Annotated in this window: 17 protein-coding genes; 7 read left to right on the top strand and 10 right to left on the bottom strand. The window is 69.7% G+C overall.

Annotated features, from left to right (window positions below; genetic code table 11):
* Positions 1-46 precede the first annotated feature (46 nt).
* Positions 47-1,402: a flavin monoamine oxidase family protein gene (locus ACIPV2_RS04280; RefSeq protein ID WP_400838824.1), complete on the top strand. Its 1,356-nt coding sequence runs from the start codon at positions 47-49 to the stop codon at positions 1,400-1,402.
* A gap of 3 nt (positions 1,403-1,405) precedes the next feature.
* Here the strand turns inward: ACIPV2_RS04280 and ACIPV2_RS04275 are convergent, their stop codons facing one another.
* The 3 genes from ACIPV2_RS04275 to ACIPV2_RS04265 are packed head-to-tail and all read right to left on the bottom strand — an operon-like array spanning position 1,406 to position 5,051.
* Positions 1,406-2,440 (bottom strand): TIGR00730 family Rossman fold protein, encoded by a 1,035-nt coding sequence (locus tag ACIPV2_RS04275; RefSeq protein WP_400838822.1) that lies wholly within the window; start codon positions 2,438-2,440, stop codon positions 1,406-1,408.
* Between the two features lie 42 nt (positions 2,441-2,482).
* A complete protein-coding gene (locus ACIPV2_RS04270; protein WP_400838820.1) occupies positions 2,483-4,237 on the bottom strand; it encodes a proline--tRNA ligase in 1,755 nt (584 codons plus the stop codon).
* Between the two features lie 43 nt (positions 4,238-4,280).
* The gene (locus tag ACIPV2_RS04265; protein ID WP_400838818.1) at positions 4,281-5,051 is read right to left on the bottom strand and encodes an isocitrate lyase/phosphoenolpyruvate mutase family protein; all 771 of its coding nucleotides are present in this window, start codon (positions 5,049-5,051) and stop codon (positions 4,281-4,283) included.
* Between the two features lie 79 nt (positions 5,052-5,130).
* Between ACIPV2_RS04265 and ACIPV2_RS04260 the strand changes: the two genes are divergently transcribed.
* On the top strand, positions 5,131-6,555 hold the full coding sequence (locus ACIPV2_RS04260) for an RNB domain-containing ribonuclease (protein ID WP_400838816.1): 1,425 nt from the start codon (positions 5,131-5,133) through the stop codon (positions 6,553-6,555).
* Between the two features lie 69 nt (positions 6,556-6,624).
* Here the strand turns inward: ACIPV2_RS04260 and ACIPV2_RS04255 are convergent, their stop codons facing one another.
* On the bottom strand, positions 6,625-7,368 hold the full coding sequence (locus ACIPV2_RS04255; protein ID WP_400838814.1) for a lytic polysaccharide monooxygenase: 744 nt from the start codon (positions 7,366-7,368) through the stop codon (positions 6,625-6,627).
* A 210-nt stretch (positions 7,369-7,578) separates the two neighbouring features.
* Between ACIPV2_RS04255 and ACIPV2_RS04250 the strand changes: the two genes are divergently transcribed.
* Positions 7,579-7,938: a GntR family transcriptional regulator gene (locus tag ACIPV2_RS04250; RefSeq protein ID WP_400839913.1), complete on the top strand. Its 360-nt coding sequence runs from the start codon at positions 7,579-7,581 to the stop codon at positions 7,936-7,938.
* A gap of 16 nt (positions 7,939-7,954) precedes the next feature.
* Here the strand turns inward: ACIPV2_RS04250 and ACIPV2_RS04245 are convergent, their stop codons facing one another.
* Complete coding sequence (locus ACIPV2_RS04245) at positions 7,955-8,809, bottom strand: hypothetical protein (protein ID WP_400838812.1); 855 nt, start codon at positions 8,807-8,809, stop codon at positions 7,955-7,957.
* 17 nt (positions 8,810-8,826) lie between these two features.
* On the bottom strand, positions 8,827-9,957 hold the full coding sequence (ispG, locus tag ACIPV2_RS04240) for a flavodoxin-dependent (E)-4-hydroxy-3-methylbut-2-enyl-diphosphate synthase (RefSeq protein ID WP_101187059.1): 1,131 nt from the start codon (positions 9,955-9,957) through the stop codon (positions 8,827-8,829).
* 171 nt (positions 9,958-10,128) lie between these two features.
* Here ispG and ACIPV2_RS04235 point away from each other — a divergent pair, with 171 nt between their 5' ends.
* Together ACIPV2_RS04235 and ACIPV2_RS04230 are read left to right on the top strand one after the other, a co-directional pair.
* A complete protein-coding gene (locus ACIPV2_RS04235) occupies positions 10,129-10,440 on the top strand; it encodes an HNH endonuclease signature motif containing protein (protein ID WP_400838810.1) in 312 nt (103 codons plus the stop codon).
* Positions 10,441-10,521: 81 nt separating this feature from the next.
* A complete protein-coding gene (locus ACIPV2_RS04230; RefSeq protein ID WP_400838808.1) occupies positions 10,522-12,402 on the top strand; it encodes an anthranilate synthase family protein in 1,881 nt (626 codons plus the stop codon).
* Between the two features lie 36 nt (positions 12,403-12,438).
* On the opposite strand, the gene ACIPV2_RS04225 is transcribed toward ACIPV2_RS04230, so the two are convergent.
* On the bottom strand, positions 12,439-13,752 hold the full coding sequence (locus ACIPV2_RS04225) for a M50 family metallopeptidase (protein WP_400838806.1): 1,314 nt from the start codon (positions 13,750-13,752) through the stop codon (positions 12,439-12,441).
* A gap of 87 nt (positions 13,753-13,839) precedes the next feature.
* On the opposite strand from ACIPV2_RS04225, the gene ACIPV2_RS04220 reads away from it, so the two are divergent.
* Entirely contained in the window at positions 13,840-15,450 is a 1,611-nt protein-coding gene (locus ACIPV2_RS04220) for a Mur ligase family protein (RefSeq protein ID WP_400838804.1), read from the top strand.
* A 25-nt stretch (positions 15,451-15,475) separates the two neighbouring features.
* Here ACIPV2_RS04220 and ACIPV2_RS04215 read toward each other — a convergent pair whose 3' ends face one another.
* Together ACIPV2_RS04215 and ACIPV2_RS04210 are read right to left on the bottom strand one after the other, a co-directional pair.
* The gene (locus ACIPV2_RS04215; RefSeq protein ID WP_400838802.1) at positions 15,476-16,558 is read right to left on the bottom strand and encodes a 1-deoxy-D-xylulose-5-phosphate reductoisomerase; all 1,083 of its coding nucleotides are present in this window, start codon (positions 16,556-16,558) and stop codon (positions 15,476-15,478) included.
* 79 nt (positions 16,559-16,637) lie between these two features.
* A complete protein-coding gene (locus tag ACIPV2_RS04210) occupies positions 16,638-17,552 on the bottom strand; it encodes an FKBP-type peptidyl-prolyl cis-trans isomerase (RefSeq protein WP_400838800.1) in 915 nt (304 codons plus the stop codon).
* A 161-nt stretch (positions 17,553-17,713) separates the two neighbouring features.
* Here ACIPV2_RS04210 and ACIPV2_RS04205 point away from each other — a divergent pair, with 161 nt between their 5' ends.
* Positions 17,714-18,502, top strand: coding sequence for a lysophospholipid acyltransferase family protein (locus tag ACIPV2_RS04205; protein WP_400838798.1), 789 nt, complete (start codon positions 17,714-17,716; stop codon positions 18,500-18,502).
* A gap of 2 nt (positions 18,503-18,504) precedes the next feature.
* On the opposite strand, the gene ACIPV2_RS04200 is transcribed toward ACIPV2_RS04205, so the two are convergent.
* Complete coding sequence (locus ACIPV2_RS04200; protein ID WP_400838796.1) at positions 18,505-18,993, bottom strand: OsmC family protein; 489 nt, start codon at positions 18,991-18,993, stop codon at positions 18,505-18,507.
* Between the last annotated feature and the right edge of the window lie 36 nt (positions 18,994-19,029).

The following is a 19,029-nucleotide window of genomic DNA, read 5'->3' as shown; positions in this document are numbered from 1 at the left end:
CAGGTCACTCGCGACCCGGCGGCGATGCACGCTCATACTGGGAGCCATGGAGCGATTCGACACGGTCGTCGTCGGCGCCGGGATGGCCGGCCTCACCTGTGCGCGGATGCTGGCAGACGCCGGCCGGGCCGTCGTCGTGCTCGAAGCACGCGACCGGCTCGGCGGCCGGATGTCGACCGACCGCTCGGCGGGGTTCCCCGTCGATCTCGGCGCGTCCTGGATCCACGGCATCCGCAGCTCACCGCTGTGGGAGCTGGTGCAGGCGCTCAGCATCCCGACGCGGGAGTTCACGGTGGGCAGCTTCCAGGCCGGCGGGCGGCCGATGGAGCACTTCGGCGGCTCGGGCATCCGGATGGATGCCGAGGAGGCCGCGCAGTGGGTCGCCGACGTCACGGCGGTCGATGGGCATCTGCTCGATGTGATCGCGCACTCCTCCGCAGGCGACAGCTACCTCGACGTCACCGAGCGCGCACTGGACGCCTCGGGGCTCGATCCGGAGCGCATCGACGAGATCCGGGAGTTCTTCCGCCACCGCGTCGAAGAGCAGTGCGGCGCGTGGATCGGCGATCTCGACGCGCACGGCCTGGATGAGGATGCCATCGAGGGCGACGAGGTCATCTTCCCCCGCGGCTACGACGAGCTTCCGCGGCGTATCGCCTCCGGCGTCGATGTGCGCCTCGCTCAGACGGTGCACAGCATCGAGCGGACGAGAGGCGGATGGATCGTCTGCAGCGACGGGGACGCATTCGCGGCCGCGGACGTGGTGATCACGGTTCCGCTCGGAGTGCTGCAGGCGCAGGCGATCCGCTTCGACCCGCCTCTCCCCCCGCTGGCGACCGAGAGCATCGCGCGTCTGGGGATGGGCGTGTTCAACAAGGTCTTCGTGCAGTTCCCCGAGCGGTTCTGGGATGAGGGCACGTACGTGATCCGCGCGCTGGGCGAGGCCGGTGAGCGGTGGCATTCCTGGTACGACGTGTCGGCCATCAGCGGCATCCCGACGCTGCTCACGTTCGCCGCCGGCCCGCTCGGCCGGCACATGCAGACGCTCCCGGATGCCGAGGTCGTGGCGGACTCCGTGCGCGCCCTGCGCGCCCTGTACGGCGGCGCGGTGGGTGAGCCGATCGCCTCCTGGGTCACCCGCTGGGGCGACGACGCGTATTCGCGGGGTTCGTACTCGCACCTGCCGATCGGCGCGTCGCACCGCGACCACGACGCGCTCGCGGGACCGTTCCCGGGCGGACTGCGCTTCGCGGGCGAGGCGACCTGGGGCGAGGAGCCCGCGACTGTGGGCGGCGCCTACGCCTCGGGGCATCGGTCGGCGGAGAGCATCCTCGGGCATCAGATCGACAGAGCCGCCTTCGCCGCCGCGATCGTCGCCCGCGAGCAGGGATCGACTGGGTGACGTTCAGCCCGCGGAGGGCAGATCGTTGATCGCGCGGATGAGGGCGTAGAGCTGACCGACGCTGCGCTGCTCGAGGTGCAGCGCCAGGCGCGGCAGCTCGACGACGTCGCCGGCCGCGCGCTCGACGTCGAGCGGCTCGGTGCGCTCGATGCGACCGGTCGCGCACATGTGCCCGAAGCGCTCGTTGAGGCTCTCGACCTCGGCATCCGTCGGGGTGTGCACCAGCCGCAGCACCAGCAGATCCTCGACCCAGCGAAGCGAGTCGTAATTGCTCCAGAATCCGGTGACGCTGGCCGCTGCTTCCTCCACCGAGTCGGTGATCAGCACGCGGTCGAGGTCGTGGGGCGAGATCACGCCGGCCGGGGCGAGGTGCTCATCGACGAAGCGCTTCAGGCCGCTCCAGAAGCTTCCGTCCGGCGCGTCGAGAAGCACGATCGGCATCGGCTCGGCCTTGCCGGTCTGCTGCAGCGTGAGCAGCTCGAACATCTCATCCATGGTGCCGAATCCGCCGGGCAGGCAGATGAAGCCGCGCGACTCCTTGATCAGCATCAGCTTGCGCGTGAAGAAGTACTTCATCGACACGACCTGCGTGCTCTCGGCGATGATCGTGTTGGCGCGCTCCTCGAACGGCAGGCGGATCGACACCCCGAGCGACATCTTCGATCCAGCACCCTCGGCCGCCGCCTGCATGATGCCGGGGCCTGCACCCGTGACGACCATCCACCCGTCGTCGGCGAGCGCCGAGGCCACATCGCGCGCCTGCAGGTACAGCGGATCGTCCTCCCCGGTGCGAGCGGAGCCGAACACGGTGACCTTCGGCACATGGTGGAAGGGCTGGAACAGGCGGAACGCGAGGTGCATCTCCTGCAGCGCCGCCGAGGCGATCTTCAGATCGAGACGGTCGGTGTTCTCCATGCCCAGCGACAGCGAGGTCTGCAGCAGCCGCGCGATGAGACCCCGCTCTGCGCGGATGCCGGCCTTGTCGAGCAGCGCGGTCAGCTCGTGGCGCAGGTCATCGTCAAGCGTGGCATCGGTCATGTCTCCACCCTGGCACAGCCCTCCCCGGGCGGCCCGGAGAGGTCAGCGGGTGAGTCGCGCGACCGCGTCGTCGACCGAGACCGATTCCCGCTCGCCGGTGACGCGATCCCAGAGCTCGACCTGACCTTCGGCCGCACCGCGACCGACGATCACGATCTTCGGCACGCCGACGAGCTCGGCGTCGCCGAACTTCACGCCGGGAGACACCTTCACGCGGTCGTCGTAGAGCACGTCGATGCGGCTGGCTTCCAGCCGGCTCGCGATGTCCTCGGCCACGTCGAACGCGACCTGATCGCGTCCCGCAGCCACGACCTGCACGTCGAACGGCGCGACGGACGCCGGCCAGATGAGGCCCTTCTCGTCGTTGTTCAGCTCGGCGATGATCGCCAGGATGCGAGTGACGCCGATGCCGTACGAGCCCATCGTGACGGTGACGAGCTTGCCGTTCCGGTCGAGCACCTTCAGCCCCAGCGCCTCGGCGTACTTCCGGCCGAGCTGGAAGACGTGGCCGATCTCCATGCCGCGTGCGAGCGAGACCGGGCCCGACCCGTCGGGTGCGGGGTCGCCGTCGCGGACGTTCGCGATCTCGACGGTGCCGTCCGCCGTGAAGTCGCGGCCGGCGACGACCGTGTGCGCGTGCTTCTGGTCGATGTTCGCACCGGTGATCCAGCGGGTGCCGTCGGCGACGCGGGGATCGACCAGGTACCGGATGCCCGTGGCGGAATCCTCGCCGAGCACCGGGCCGGTCGCGGACCACGGTCCGATGTAGCCGCGCACGAGCAGCGGGTGCCGCTCGAAGTCCGCGTCGGTGGCCGCCTCGACCTCGGCGGGCGCGAAGGCGACCTCGGCGCGCTTGAGATCGACGTCCCGGTCGCCTGGGATCCCCACGATGACGAGTTCGCGCGAGCCGTCGAGGTGCGTCAGTGCGAGCACCACGTTCTTGAGCGTGTCCGCGGCGGTGAACTCGCCGTCGAGCACGGCGTTCGCGTGTGCGACGAGCGTGTCGATGGTGGGGGTGTCGGGCGAATCGAAGATCGTCGCCGCTTCCACGCCCTCCCAGCCGACGGCATCCGGAGCGGTGGTGGTGTAGGCCTCGACGTTGGCGGCGTAGCCGCCATCGCTGCGGACGAAGGTGTCCTCGCCGACGGGCGTCGGGTGCAGGAACTCCTCGCTTCGGGAGCCGCCCATCGCGCCGGCATCGGCCTGCACGATCGCGTACTCGAGGCCGAGGCGCTGGAAGATGCGCTCGTAGGCGTCTCGCTGGGCCATGTAGCTGGCGTCGAGACCCTCGTCCGAGGCGTCGAAGGAGTACGCGTCCTTCATCGTGAACTCGCGGCCGCGCAGCAGGCCTGCCCGCGGACGAGCCTCGTCGCGGTACTTGTCCTGGATCTGGTAGATCGTGAGGGGGAGGTCCTTGTACGACGAGTAGAGGTCCTTCACGAGGAGGGTGAACGCCTCTTCGTGGGTGGGGGCGAGCAGATAGTCGCCACCCTTGCGGTCCTGCAGCCGGAACAGCAGGTCGCCGTACTCGTCCCACCGGCCGGTGGCCTCGTAGGCCTCTCGGGGCATCAGCGCCGGGAAGTGCACCTCCTGGGCACCCGCGGCGGTCATCTCCTCGCGGATCACCGTCTCGATCTTCGCCTTCACCCGAAGACCCAGCGGCAGCCACGCGAAGATGCCCGCCGCCTGCGGACGGATGTATCCCGCGCGGATCAGCAGCTTGTGGCTGGCGACCTCGGCACCTGCCGGGTCTTCGCGGAGCGTGCGGAGGAAGAGATTCGAGAGACGAGTGACCACGGGGCAAGTCTACTGACCCGTGATCACCCGTCCCGGCCGTCGATCAGTTCAGCGCGCGCGTGCCTTCGGGGATGACGCCGTTCGCATACAGATCGGTGGCGAGATCCTGCAGGGTGGTGAGTGCCACGCGCTGGGTGAGGGGGCCGTATGAGATGCGTGAGACGCCCAGCGCCTCGTATTCGGCAGCGGCGAGCGCGCCCGGCAGACCGATGACGCTGACCTTGTTGCGGCCGATGCCGTCGACGAGGGTGCGGGTGGCATCGGCGTCGAGCACGCCGGGCACGAACACCGCCGTGGCGCCCGCGTCGATGAACGCACGGCCGCGCTCGACGGCGTCCGCCAGCTTGTCGGCAAGCGGCTTGTCGCCGCCGCGCACGATCGCGTCGGTGCGGGCGTTGAGCGCGAACGGCACGCCCTCCGCCTCCGCGGCCTTGACGATCGCCTCCACCTTCGCGACCGACTCGGCGAAGGGCGCCAGACGGTCCTCGATGTTCGCGCCGACCACGCCGACGCCGATCGCGAGGCGGGTGGTCTCGCCGGCGTCGCCGTAGCCGTCGTCGAGGTCGGCGGTGACGGGCAGGTCGACCCCGGCGGCGATGCGTCCGACGAAGTCGATCATGATGTCGCGCGGGATCTGCCCGTCGGCGTAGCCGAAGGTCGCCGCGATCGAGTGACCTGCGGTGGCGAGAGCCTTCGTCCCGGGCAGGGCGGCGACGGCCTTGGCCGAGACTACGTCCCAGATGTTGACGACGCGCAGGATCTCCGGAGCGTCGTAGAGGTCGATCAGGGTGCGGGCCTTGTCAGCGTTCGTCATGCATTCACGGTAGTGCCCGTGCCGCGGTGCGGGGCCGCTGTTACCCGAGGTTGCACAGGCCCCTGCGTAGGGTGGGAGCATGCCTCAGCGTCGATCACACGTCTCATCCTCCGCCGCGCAGAGCGAGCTCGCCGAGGCGCTGGCGGCACTGCGCGAGGGGATCGAGGCGCCCGTCGAGTTCCCGCCGGAGGCGATCGCCGAAGCGGAGGCGGCGAGCGCACCGACGCCCGATCTCGATCTGCGCGACGTCCCCTTCGTCACCCTCGACCCCCTGGGTTCGAAGGATCTCGACCAGGCGTTCCACCTCGAACGCGCCGGATCCGGCTATCAGGTGCGCTACGCGATCGCGGACGTTCCCGGCTTCGTGACGCCCGGAGGCGCTGTGGATGCGCAGGCGCGCCTACGGGGGCAGACGCTGTACCTCGCCGACGGCAGCATCCCGCTGCACCCTCGGGTCCTGTCGGAGGATCGTGCGTCTCTGCTGGCGGATGCCGAGCGTCCGGCGCTGGTGTGGACCTTCGCACTCGACGCCGAGGGGTCGAAGACGGACTTCCGGCTGGAGCGGGCACTGATCCGCTCGCGGTCTCAGCTCGACTACGCCTCGGCACAGGCATCCGTCGATCGGGGTGGGGACGACCACCTTGGTCTGCTGCGCGAGATCGGCGAGCTGCGCCGTGCGCAGGAAGCCGACCGCGGAGGCGCGAGCCTGAACCTGCCGGATGAGGAGGTCGTGCAGCGCGAGGACGGCCGATACGACATCGAGCGCCGCAACCCGCTCGCCATCGAGGACTGGAACGCGCAGCTGTCTCTGATGACGGGCATGGCGGCTGCCGAGCTGATGATCGACGCGAAGGTGGGTGTGCTGCGCACCATGCCGCAGCCCGACGAGGGCGCATTCGAGCGCTTCCGGCGGCAGACCGAGGCTCTCGGCCGGCCATGGACCTCCGGTCGGTACGGCGAATACCTCCGGACGCTCGACAAGGCCGACCCGCTGACGCTGCCGGTGCTGGAGGCTGCCGCGTCGCTCTTCCGCGGCGCCGGCTACATCACCTTCGACGGCGAGCTGCCCGAGGGCGATCTCGCACAGGCGGCCATCGGCGCGCCCTACGCCCACGCCACCGCTCCCCTGCGCCGGCTGGTCGACCGGTGGTCGCTGGCGATCTGCCTGGCCGTGTCGGAGGGCCGGCCCGCGCCGGAGTGGGCACGCGAGTCGCTCACCCAGCTGCCGACGCTGATGCAGCAGTCGGGGCAGCGGGCATCCGTGCTGGATGCCGAGACGATCAACCGCGTCGAGGCCGCGCTGCTGCAGCCTCTGGTGGGACAGGTGATCGAGGCCACCGTCATCGAGATGCGCGGCGAGGACCGCGCGTCCGTGCAGATCGCTGCGCCCGCTGTGACGGCGACGGCGCCGGTCTCTGCGGGGACGGCCCCCGGTTCGACTGTGCAATTGCGGATCGCCGCCGTGGACGTGACCGGGGGCAGCGTCGACCTCAGAGCGGTCTGATCGCGAGGAGGCACGGAGAAGGGGCATCGCGCGTGATTCTCACGCACGATGCCCCCTGGTCGAGTCGGGTCAGACCGCGCAGGCCCCCACCTTCTGCCAGACTCCCCACTCACCCGTGGTTCCCGGAGCCTCGCCGCGGGTCCACCACTTCGCGCGGTAGGTGACGCCGCCCGCGACGACCGTGTCGCCGCTGTTGTAGACCGTGGTCGCGCTCCACGCCGCGCCGCAGGGCTGCTCGGGGACGACCGGCGGGTCGGTCGGGACGACCGGCGGTGGGGTCGTCGCGCCGCCCTGGCCGACGGTGACGTCGATGCAGCTGTAGAACGCGTTCGGCGTGTCGGCGATGGTCCAGCGCGCCAGGATCTTGTGGTCTCCCTGCGGAAGGCCGGGCAGCACGTGGGTCAGCGATGCGGGCGGCTGAGCGCCGTGGTCGTTGATGGTCTTGAACAGCTTCCCGTCGACGAAGTACTCCCACTTGTCGGTCGCATGACGGGCCGTGAGCTTCCAGGTGATGCTCATGTCGCCGGAGACCTTCGTGCGCGGCCAGTTGCGCGAGTTGTCATCGAGAATCGAGAACGCGGCGTTGCCGCCCGAGCAGAGCATCGATCCCTTCGGGGCCTCCACGCTCTGCGGCTCGTACTTGATCGACCCGCAGTCGAACCCGGTGCTGCCGGTCGAACACAGGTCCTGCCGGCTCGGCGGGTCAGTCACCCACCCGTGCGCTGATGCACTTGTCGCGGCCCCGGCTGCCCCCGCCAGCACACCGACGGCGAGCGCCGCCGTCATCAGGATCGCTCGAACGCGTTGCTTCATTGCAGACTCCATCCTCCGTTGGATCAGACGCCGTCCGGCATCTGTTCGGTGACAATATGAAACCCAGCTAACAAATTCAAGCGATCTCGGCGATTGGCGCGCGATCGCCCGTGATGGTGCCGTAGCTTGTGGCCAGAAGTCGACACATCACGTATCACGTATGCGATACATCGGAATACCAGACGCAGCGAGAAAGGAGCGGTGTCCCTCATGAAGATCGCCCTCTCCCCCGGCGCGGGCTCCGCCTCCGAGCAGGTGCACAGCCAGCTGCGAGGACTGATCGCCGCGGGGTGGCTGCAGCCCGGCAGACGCCTTCCCCCGGTGCGACAGCTCGCCGCCGACCTCGGACTCGCCGCCGGCACCGTCGCGAGGGCGTACAAGCGCCTGGAGCAGGAGGGACTCGTGGTGTCCCGCGCCGGCGCAGGCACACACGTGTGCGCCGACGTGGCGCCCATCCCGCGAGACGTCGTGCGGGCCGCGCGATCGTTCGCGGTCACCGCCCGACGAGCGGGGCTCGGCTACGAGGATGCGGAGCGGATCCTCAAGGCGGTATGGATCAACGACGGGTGATCAGTGGGACGGCTGATCACCTGGCCGCGGCAGTGGTGGTCATGACGAGCAGCTGCGGATCGGCGAGATCGAGCGAGACGCTGATCGAGGCGAACTCGGCCAGCGAGCGCACGTGCGTGCCGCCGCAGAGGAAGCCGACCTCGCCCTCGGGCAGTGCGCAGCGCCAGGTGCGACGGTCGACGATGCTCGGCCCGCCGACGTCGATGCGGCTCTTCCCTGCCGACGCCACCCAGGCGGCGAGCGTCTCGTTGATCCGCGCCTCGCGCTCGGCGAGGGTGGCGGCGAAGCCCTCCGAGTCGAAGCCGGCCTTGCGCAGGCTCTTGCCGAGGCGGTACTCGTCCACGCTGCCGTCAGCGTGAATGCGGCTGGACTGGTTCGCCTTCCCCTCGAAATCGGGGTTGCCCAGCGGGTCGGTGCCGATCTCCTTGCGCCACAGGTCCGCGAGGGCCGCATCGAGGGCAAGAGATGCCAGGTGGCACGCGGTGTGTCCTCGGCTCAGCGAGGCCCGGCGATCGGCATCCACCGTCAGCGCGACACGCGCCCCGACTGCTATCCCGGTGGGGATCGCCCCCTCGGTGCGATGACCGACCATCCACGTCCAGCCCTCGCCGCCGCGCTTGACGGGGATGTCGGACCCGACCGCCAGCGCACCCTCGTCGCTGATGGCCGCCATGACGGCCTCGGTCACGCGCACCTCCGCTTCGCCGACGGTGATGGCGCCCGAATCTCCCGGCTGGTCGGGCCAGGTGTGATCTACGGGATGGAACGGTGTCGCATCCACCACGATGATGGAGGCACGCTGATCGACGAGAAGCACCTCACCCTCGCCGGCGAGTGCACCGTCGGGGAACGAGACGAGCGTGGACTGCATGGATTCTTCCCGACGGCTCAGCCGGTGACGACCTGGGCGGTGCCCAGCGGCGCGTCGGAGCCCATCTCGGCGGCGATGCGGTTCGCCTCTTCGATGAGGGTGGCGACAATGTCGGCCTCGGGGACGGTCTTGATGACCTCTCCCTTGACGAAGATCTGGCCCTTGCCGTTGCCGGATGCGACGCCGAGGTCGGCTTCACGGGCTTCGCCCGGCCCGTTCACGACGCAGCCCATCACGGCGACGCGCAGCGGGACGGTCATGTCCTTGAGACCTTCGGTGACGTCTTCGGCGAGCGAGTAGACATCCACCTGCGCGCGGCCGCACGACGGGCACGACACGATCTCGAGCTTGCGCTCGCGCAGGTTGAGCGACTGCAGGATCTGGTGACCGACCTTGACCTCTTCGGCGGGCGGCGCGGAGAGCGAGACGCGGATGGTGTCGCCGATGCCCTCCCCCAGCAGGATGCCGAACGCGGTGGCGCTCTTGATCGTGCCCTGGAATGCCGGGCCCGCCTCGGTGACACCGAGGTGCAGTGGCCAGTCGCCGCGCTCGGCGAGCTGGCGGTAGGCCTTCACCATGACGATGGGGTCGTTGTGCTTGACCGAGATCTTGAAGTCGTGGAAGTCATGCTCCTCGAAGAGCGACGCCTCCCAGACCGCGCTCTCCACGAGCGCCTCCGGCGTGGCCTTGCCGTACTTCTGCAGCAGGCGCGGATCCAGCGATCCCGCGTTCACACCGATGCGCAGCGACACACCCGCCGCCTGGGCCGCCTTGGCGATCGTGCCGACCTGGTCGTCGAACTTGCGGATGTTGCCCGGGTTGACACGCACCGCAGCGCAGCCGGCGTCGATGGCCTGGAACACGTACTTCGGCTGGAAGTGGATGTCGGCGATCACCGGGATCTGGCTCTTCGCCGCGATGATGTGCAGCACATCGGCGTCATCCTGCGACGGCACGGCGACGCGCACGATCTCGCATCCGGATGCCGTGAGCTCGGCGATCTGCTGCAGCGTGCCGTTGATGTCGGTGGTCTTCGTCGTCGTCATGGACTGGACGCTGACGGGGGCGCCGCCGCCGACGAGCACCTTGCCGACCCGGATCTGGCGGGACTTGCGACGCGGGGCGAGGACTTCGGGGACGCGCGGCATCCCAAGATTCACTGCAGGCACGACTCCAGGCTACCGCCGCACGATCGGCGTCGGCTGGATGCCCGCACCTGGGGTGTTCGCGTGCATAATGCTCGCGGCAAAGTGTAGACGCATTCGTAGTTTTGTATTGGGTATCTGCTTAGGTCAAGTCAGTGTTCTCAGTGTCGGTTCATGGATCGCCGCACCTACCGGCCCACCCAAGCGCAGCGCGACTGGCTGATCCTGCACCATGGCACCTGCTCCCGCGACGGCTGCACCGGCCTCGCTGTGGATGCCGACCTCGACCACGGCCGCCCCTGGGCGAACGGCGGCACGACGGATCTGAGTCAGCTCCGACCCCTGTGCCCCCGCGATCACACACTCAGACACCGCATCCGGTACCGAACCAGACCCGACCGCGCGGCGCAGGTCATGCCGCACGATGTGCTACTTTTCACGGTATGTCCGCGACCCGCACCTGGTGGCCCGCCTTCTAGGCGGTGATTCGCGTACCCACGAGATCAGACCGCCTCCCGGGGCGGTCTTTTTCTTGCCCGCACCGGATCCCCGACCGAGGAGACACCGATGACCGCAGTTCCGCTCGCCCGATTGACTGAGCTCACGGACGACCACGACGCATCGTTCGTGCTGATCGCCCGTGAGGGCGGCATCGACCTGCTCACCGGTGACGTCGTCGACGTCGACAGCTTGGCCGACATCCCGCTCGAGGGACCCGACGGCGGCCGCGAGGTCTTCGCCATGGTCCCCTACCATCAGGTGCGCGAGCGCGGGTTCGACGCGCAGGACGACGGAACACCCCTGCGCTGCCTGCTCGTCACCGAGCATGTGCAGCTCGACCGGGCGGAGTTGATGAGCGCCCTTCCCCAGACTCCGATCGCGCTGCGAGATGGCGGGTTCGACATCTCAGACGATGAATACGCCGAGATCGTTCAGCGGGTCATCTCCGACGAGATCGGCCGAGGCGAGGGAGCGAACTTCGTGATCCGCCGCGACTACCGGGCCGGATTCGAAACCGATGACCGCACCGCCGCACTCACGTGGTTCCGCGCCCTGCTCGCGCACGAGCGCGGCGCGTACTGGACCTTCGCGGTCATCACACCGGGACAGATCGCCGTCGGCGCCAGCCCCGAGGCGCACGTCGTGGCGCGAGACGGCATCGTCACCATGAACCCCATCTCCGGCACCTTCCGTCACCCGGCGGGCGGCGCGACCCGCGAGTCGCTGACCGAGTTCCTCTCCTCCACCAAGGAGACCGAAGAGCTGTTCATGGTGGTCGATGAAGAACTCAAGATGATGAGCCAGGTCTGCTCGGACGGCGGCCGCATCACCGGGCCGCATCTGAAGGAGATGTCACGACTCACGCACACCGAGTACATGCTGCGCGGGCGCAGTCGCCTCGACCCGCGCGACATCCTCCGCGAGACGATGTTCGCGCCCACCGTCACCGGCTCGCCCATGCAGAACGCGTGCGCGGTGATCCGTCGCCACGAGCGGTCGCCGCGCGGCTACTACTCCGGGGTGGCCGCGCTGTTCACGCCGAACAGCGAGGGCGGACACGATCTGGATGCGCCGATCCTCATCCGCACCGTCTACCTGGATGACGGGCAGCTGCGCGTGCCGGTGGGCGCCACTCTCGTGCGCCACTCCGACCCGCATGGCGAGGTCAGCGAGACGCACGGCAAGGCAGCCGGCGTGCTGGGCGCGATCGGCGCCATCGATCGCGACCATGCGGCCGAGGCTCGAGACGGCGATGCGCCCAGTGAGGTCCGACTCGCAGACGATCCCGAGATCGCCGCGCTCCTGGCATCCCGCAACACCCGCCTCGCTGACTTCTGGATGCAGCCGCAGGATGCCCATCCCGGCGGCCGCTTCGCCGGCCGCAGCGCGCTGGTCGTCGACGCCGAGGACCGCTTCACCACCATGCTCGCGCACCAGCTGCGCCATCTCGGGCTCGACGTCGAGATCGCCAGCTGGGACGACGTGACAGACACGGCGATCGACACCGCAGACCTCGTCGTCGCAGGCCCCGGGCCCGGGGATCCGCGCGATGCCTCCTCCCCGCGCATCGCGCGCATGCAGCAGGTCGTCGCCCGCCGCCGCGACGCGGGCGCACCGCTGCTCGCGGTCTGCCTGAGTCACCAGATCCTCGCCGATCGGCTCGGCATCGACCTGGTTCCGCTCGCCGCGCCGCATCAGGGTGTGCAGAAGACGGTTCCGGTCTTCGGGCAGGACGCGTCGGTCGGCTTCTACAACACCTTCACCGCGCGGGTCGCACCGGGCACGACGGCGGTCCCGGATGCTGAGGTGTCGGCGGATTCCTCCAGCGGCGACGTCTACGCGCTGCGCGGCCAGCGCTTCGCCTCGGTGCAGGGGCACCTCGAGTCGATCCTGTCGCGCGACGGCCTGCAGACCCTCGAGCGGCTCATCGCCCACGCCCTCTCCTGACACGGGTCAGCCCCCGGCGCGGCCGGCTCGGGCACGTCAGCCCAGCAGGCTCATGGGCTTGACGAGATCGGCCACGATCAGCAGCGCGCCCATGCCGATCAGCAGGACAGCGACGACCACCGTCACGGGAACCAGCCTGGTCGCGTCGACGGGTCTCGGGGCCGAACGCCCCGTCGCCTTCGCCCACATGCGCTTCACGCCCTCCCAGAGGGCGACGATGATGTGCCCGCCGTCGAGCGGCAGCAGCGGGATGAGGTTGAACACGAACAGGGCGACGTTCAGCGCCGCGAGGAGGTTCATCAGCACGACCAGGCGGTTCAGGACCGGGGCGTCCGTCGCCGCCACCTCACCCGCCAGACGGCCCACGCCGACCACGCTGAGCGGGCCGTTCGGGTCGCGCTCGGCGCCGGTCACGAGCGACGCGCCGACGTTCCACAGCTTCGTGGGCAGGTTGACCACGAGGGATGCGACGGCACCGGTCTGCTGGATCGCCAGCTCGGGCCCCGTGGCGATCGGCTGCGGCACGTACTCGCTCTGCGCGAAGATGCCCGCGTACCCCACTGTGCGCGTGACCGGGTCGCCCTGGTCATCGAGCACCGGGCGGCCTTCGGCATCCACCTCTCCGCGCTCCGCCGCAACCGGGGTGAGCGTCAGATCCACCCGCTCGCCATCGCGGTCCACGACGACCGCCAGCCGCTCGCCCGGCGAGCGCTGGATGATCGCGGAGGCCTCCGCGAACGTCTGCACCTGCTCGCCGCCGACGCTGATGAGCACATCGCCCGCTTCGACGCCCGCCTCGGCCGCCGGGGCGGCGGGGTCGTCACTCGCACAGCTCTGCTGCGTCGTGCCCGCGGGCAGCACGCATTCGGTCACCGAGGCGACGGTCGCGCTCGCCTGCTGGACGCCGATTCCAGATGCCATGATCGTGAAGATCGCGATGGCGAGCACGAAGTTCATCGCCGGCCCGCCGAGCATGATGATCACGCGCTTCCAGACCGGCAGACGGTAGAAGACCCGATGCTCATCGCCGTCGGCTATCGTCTCGTCGTTGGCGGTGCGGGCATCCTGCACGAGAGATGCGAACAGACCGCGGGCCGGGGTGCTCTTCGCCGAAGGCGGGTACATGCCCGACATCGAGATGAAGCCGCCGAGCGGCAGCGCCTTGAACCCGTACTCCGTCTCGCCGATCCGCTTGGACCACAGCCGCGGCCCGAAGCCGATCATGTACTGGCCGACGCGCACGCCGAACAGCTTCGCGGGCAGCAGGTGCCCGACCTCGTGCAGTCCGATCGAGAGGCCGAGGCCGATCAGCATGAACACGACGCCGCCCAGGTACAGCAGGATCTCCACCCGTCCACGCTACCGGCCGCTCTGAGGAATCCCCTGGATCCCCCGCACGCCGGGTGCGAGCGGGTCGCGTGAGATCATGGACGGGATATGACCACGACATCGCTGCCCCCTGTGCTCCGTCCGGCCGACCCACCCCGTCGTGCTCTGACCGAGCTGGCCGAACGCTTCGCCCGAGACGTCCGCGGTGACATCGCCGACGTGCAGCTGAGCGGCATCACTCTCGCCACCGCCGACCTGCGCGTCGGAGAGGCGTTCGTCGCCATCCAGGGCGTCAATCGGCACGGGGCCGAGTTCGCGCAGGCGGCGGCCGAGAAGGGTGCGGTCGCGGTGATCACCGATGAGGCGGGCGCCGAGATCGCCGCTGCTGCGGGCCTGCCGATCATCGTCGTCGATGACCCGCGGGGTGTTCTCGGCGCGCTGAGCGCCTGGGTCTATGGCACCGGCGCGGGCGACCCGCTGCCGCTGCTGTTCGGCACCACCGGCACCAACGGCAAGACGAGTGTGTCGCATCTGCTGCAGGGTCTGCTCGATCAGATCGGCGTCGTGTCGGGTCTGTCGTCGACGGCAGAGCGGCACATCGCCGGTGAGGTGATCGTCTCGCGCCTCACCACTCCCGAGGCATCCGAGATGCACGCCCTGCTCGCCCTGATGCGCGAGCGGCGCGTCGAGGCGGTCGCCGTCGAGGTCAGCGCACAGGCTCTGTCGCGGCACCGGGTCGATGGCATGATGTTCGACGTCGCCGGGTTCACGAACCTCTCGCACGACCACCTCGATGACTACGCCGATATGGAGGAGTACTTCGAGGCCAAGCTCGCGCTGTTCACGCCGGAGCGGTCGCGCCGCGCGGTGGTGAGCGTGGACTCGGCATCGGGTGCCGTCGTCGTCGAACGCGCCGCCGTCCCCGTCGTCACCGTCGGCACGCCGGCGATCGCGGCGGACCCCGATGCCGCCGCCCGCGCCGACTGGGTCGTCTCGATCGATGACGAGCGCCCGAGCGGCACCGCGTTCACTCTCACCGGTCCTGCGGGGCGCACCCTGTCGACCGTCGTGCCCGTCATCGGTCCGCACATGGCGGCCAACGCGGGACTCGCGATCGTGATGCTGCTGGAGGGCGGATACGACTGGGAGCGCATCACCGAAGCACTCGAGCGCGACGGGCACATCGTCGCGCATCTGCCCGGACGCACGCAGTTCATCTCGGGCGAGACCGGCCCCGCGGTGTACGTCGACTTCGGGCACTCCCCCGACGCCTTCGAGAAGACGCTCGCCGCCGTGCGGCGCGTCACACCCGGCAGGGTGCTCATGCTGTTCGGCGCCGACGGCGACCGCGACGCCACGAAGCGCTTCGACATGGCGCGCACCGCCGTCGAGGGCAGCGACATCCTCGTGGTCACCGATCACCACCCGCGCTTCGAGGACCCGGCGTCGATCCGCGCCACCCTCGTCGAGGGCGCGCGTCGCGCTCGTCCGGATGCCGAGATCCACGAGGTCTCGCCCCCGGAGGACGCGATCGTGACGGCCGTGGGCCTGGTCGGCGAAGGGGATGCCATTCTCTGGGCGGGTCCGGGGCACCAGGACTACCGCGACATCCGCGGAGTCCGCACGCCGTACTCGGCCCGTGAGCTGGCCCGTCGGGCGCTCATCGCCGCCGGATGGCCGGCACCCGACTCGCACTGGCCCGTCCCCTACGCGGACTGACCGGCGCCCGGACCGGTAGGGCGGCTCAGGACGCGGCGATCAGGGCGTCCGCCTTGGCACGTGCCCAGAGCTCGGCCTCGTCGAGCGCCTCGATGGTCAGCTTCTCCGGCGCATCGTGCGCGTCGACGACGCGCTGCACGGTGTCGACGATGCCGAGGAAGGTCAGCCGGCCCTCGTGGAACGCGTGCACGGCCTGCTCGTTCGCGGCGTTGTAGACAGCCGGGAAGGTGCTGCCGGCGCGGCCGACCGCCTTGGCGAGCGCGACGGCGGAGAAGGCCTCGTCGTCGAGGGGCTCGAAGGTCCAGCTCGTCGCGGTGCGCCAATCGAGCGGCCGGCCCACGCCGCCGACCCGGTGAGGCCAGTCCAGGCCGAGCGAGATGGGCAGTCGCATGTCGGGCGGAGAGGCCTGCGCGATGGTGGAGCCGTCGACGAACTCGACCATCGAGTGCACGATCGACTGCGGATGCACCACCACCTCGATGTCGTCGTAGGGCACGTCGAACAGCAGATGCGCCTCGATGACCTCGAGACCCTTGTTGACGAGGGTCGCCGAGTTGGTCGTGACCATCCGGCCCATGTCCCAGGTGGGGTGCGCGAGCGCCTGGGCCGGGGTGACGTCCGCCAGCTCGGTGCGGGAGCGGCCGCGGAACGGACCGCCGGATGCCGTGACGACGAGCCTTCTGACCTCGGCGCGCGTGCCGGCGCGCAGCGCCTGGGCAAGCGCGGAGTGCTCCGAGTCGACCGGCACGATCTGATCGGGAGCGGCCGCCGCCCGCACGAGCTCGCCGCCGACGATGAGGGACTCCTTGTTCGCGAGTGCCAGCGTGCGTCCGGCTTCGAGCGCGGCGAGAGTCGAGCCGAGGCCGATGGATCCGGTGATCGCGTTGAGCACGACATCGGCGTCGACGTCGCGCACCAGCTGCTCCGCCTCGACCGCTCCGAGGGCGGTGTGCTCGACCTGGAACTGCTGGGCCTGTTCGGCGACCAGCTCGGCGTTGCTGCCAGCGGCGATGCCCACCAGCTCGAAGCGGCGGGGGTTCCCCCTGATCACATCCAGCGCCTGGGTGCCGATGGAGCCTGTGGAGCCGAGGACGATGACGCGACGCATCCCGTCAGCCTATGCGAGAGGGCCTCGACCCTGTCGGATCGCCGCCCTCTCGTCCCGCGGGACGCTGCTGTTCAGCGGATCACTGCGCGGCGGGCGCGTGCTGCGTCGCGAGGATGTCGATCACGAAGACGAGGGTCTTGCCGCCGAGCTCGTGGCCCTCGGGGTCCTCGCCGTAGGCGAGCTCCGGCGGGATGACCACGAGCACCTGCGAGCCGACCTTCTGGCCCGCGAGTGCCTGCACGAACCCGGTCACGTACGCGTTGCCCGGCGCGGCGTACGGCGCGCCCTTCGACCAGGACGAGTCGAAGCTCTCGCCGCTCTCCCAGTCGACGCCGTAGTACTGAAGCAGCGTGGTGTCGCCGTCGGCGACCTCCGGCCCGTCGCCCTGCTTCAGCACTGAGATCTTGAGCTCATCGGGGGCGTCGCCAGTGGGGACGTCGACGTCGGGCTCGCCATCCTTGGCGAGCTTGACGGTGGGCATCCCGTCGACCGGCTCCTGCTTCTCGCCCCACGCCGCGGTCGGCACCTTGTCGAGCACGTCGATGATGTACAGCTGGGAATCCGCCCCGTCGGACGCCGGCAGCGCGAACGCGACGCGCGTGCCGATCGGCGAGCAGCCGATCGCCTCGGCGAGCGCCTGGTTCGCCAGCGCGTCCTGCGGCAGCAGCTCGCCCTCGGCGTAGCCGATGTCGCCCAGGTGATCACCGGTCTTGGAGTCGAAGGCGCTCATCGCGTAGGAGATGTAATCGCCCTCCTCGACCTTCTCTCCCTTGCCCTCGGCGATGACGGTGCGCTGCACGTCGTCGACCTTCTGATCCTTCGCCACGGTGATCTCGGCGGGCTGGCCGAACTCCCCGCTGACCTCGACGCTGTCGGTGAGTGCGCCCGGCGCGGCGACCTGCGCGCACGCGTCGGCGCTGCCCTTCGAGTCGGACGAATCCGGGGCGTCCTGTGCACCGGAGCATCCGGTGAGCAGGAGCGCGGTGACGGCCACGGTGGAGGCAAGGGTGAGGGGGCGCAGACGCAAGATGAGACCTCGGATTCGCGGAACGGGAAGCTCCCATCCTGACGCACGCGGCTTTGCCGACGCTGAGTGCCCGAGCATGACGCGGCGTCATTCCGTAGCCGGCATTCACCGGAAGATAGGCTCTTACGGTGAGTTCTGAGCAGTCGGTCACCCCCACGGACCCCGAACCCGAGACGCCGGAGCATTCGTCGCCCCGCCATGCCGGGTTCAAGTACAAGGTCGGGCGGATGGTCGCAGCGTCCGTGGCGCGAGTGGTCTACCGGCCCCGCATCGAAGGACGGGAGAACGTGCCGCTCACGGGCGCAGTGATCCTCGCCAGCAACCACCTGTCGTTCATCGACTCGATGGCGATCCCGATCGCCGCTCCGCGGCCGGTGCACTTCCTGGCGAAATCGAGCTACTTCGAGGGCACCGGGCTGAAGGGCGCGATCTCCCGCGACTTCTTCACCTCCGTCGGCGCGATACCGGTCCGCCGAGGTGCGGGTCAGGCTGCTCTCGACGCGCTCGACCAGCAACGGCAGCTGCTCGACGACGGCCTGGCCGTCGCGCTCTACCCCGAGGGCACCCGATCGACCGACGGCCGGCTCTACCGGGGACGCACCGGCGTCGCCTTCCTGGCCCTGCAGACCGGCGCTCCGGTCGTGCCCGTCGGCCTCATCGGCACGGACAAGGTGATGCCGAAGGGAGCGAAGATGCCCTCGCTCAGCGAGCGCGTGACCGTGCGCTTCGGAGCACCGATCGACGTGTCGACGCACGGTCCGGCGACGAGCGGGCGAGCTCGCCGGCTCGCCACCGACGAGATCATGGCGGCCATCCACGCCTTGAGCGGGCAGGAGCTCGCGGGCGTGTACAACGAGCCGCCCGCGCAGACGCCGATCGAGAAGATCAAGCAGGCGCTCCCCCACGAGCGCCGCTGATCTCAGGCGCGTTCGGACGCCACCACGACGGTCGCGTCATGATGCACCTGGAAGTTCACCGAGTTGGCGATGAAGCACCACTCGTGGGCGGTGTGGTGCGCCTGCCGAGCCGCCTCGAGCATCGACTCGTCGGCGACAGTCACCCGAGGATGCAGTGTGACCTCGGCGAAGGCGCCGCCGCCTCGGCCGTCCTCGCGCATGACCCCGGAGGCCTCGTCGCGGTAGTCGGTCACGACGACTCCGGCCGTGACGCACGCGTGCAGGTACGACAGCAGGTGGCATTCCGACAGCGCCGCCAGCAGCAGGTCCTCCGGGTTCCACCGTGCCGGGTCACCGCGGAACGGCTTGTCTGCCGATGCGAGCAGGTCGGGCTTTCCCTGGATGCCGATCGTGACGTCGCGGGTGTAATCGCGGTAGCCGCTCGTGCCAGTGCCTCGATTGCCCGTCCAGGTGGTCGTGAGCGCGTAGTGGTGTTCGCCGAGGGGGGCCATCGCGCCAGTCTGCCATCGTGCGGCGCATTAGGCTTG

The organism is Microbacterium sp. NPDC089987 (assembly GCF_044748505.1).
Lineage (GTDB): Bacteria > Actinomycetota > Actinomycetes > Actinomycetales > Microbacteriaceae > Microbacterium.
The sequence above is the reverse complement of the archived record's forward strand: the minus strand, read 5'-3'. Positions and strand labels throughout refer to the sequence as shown.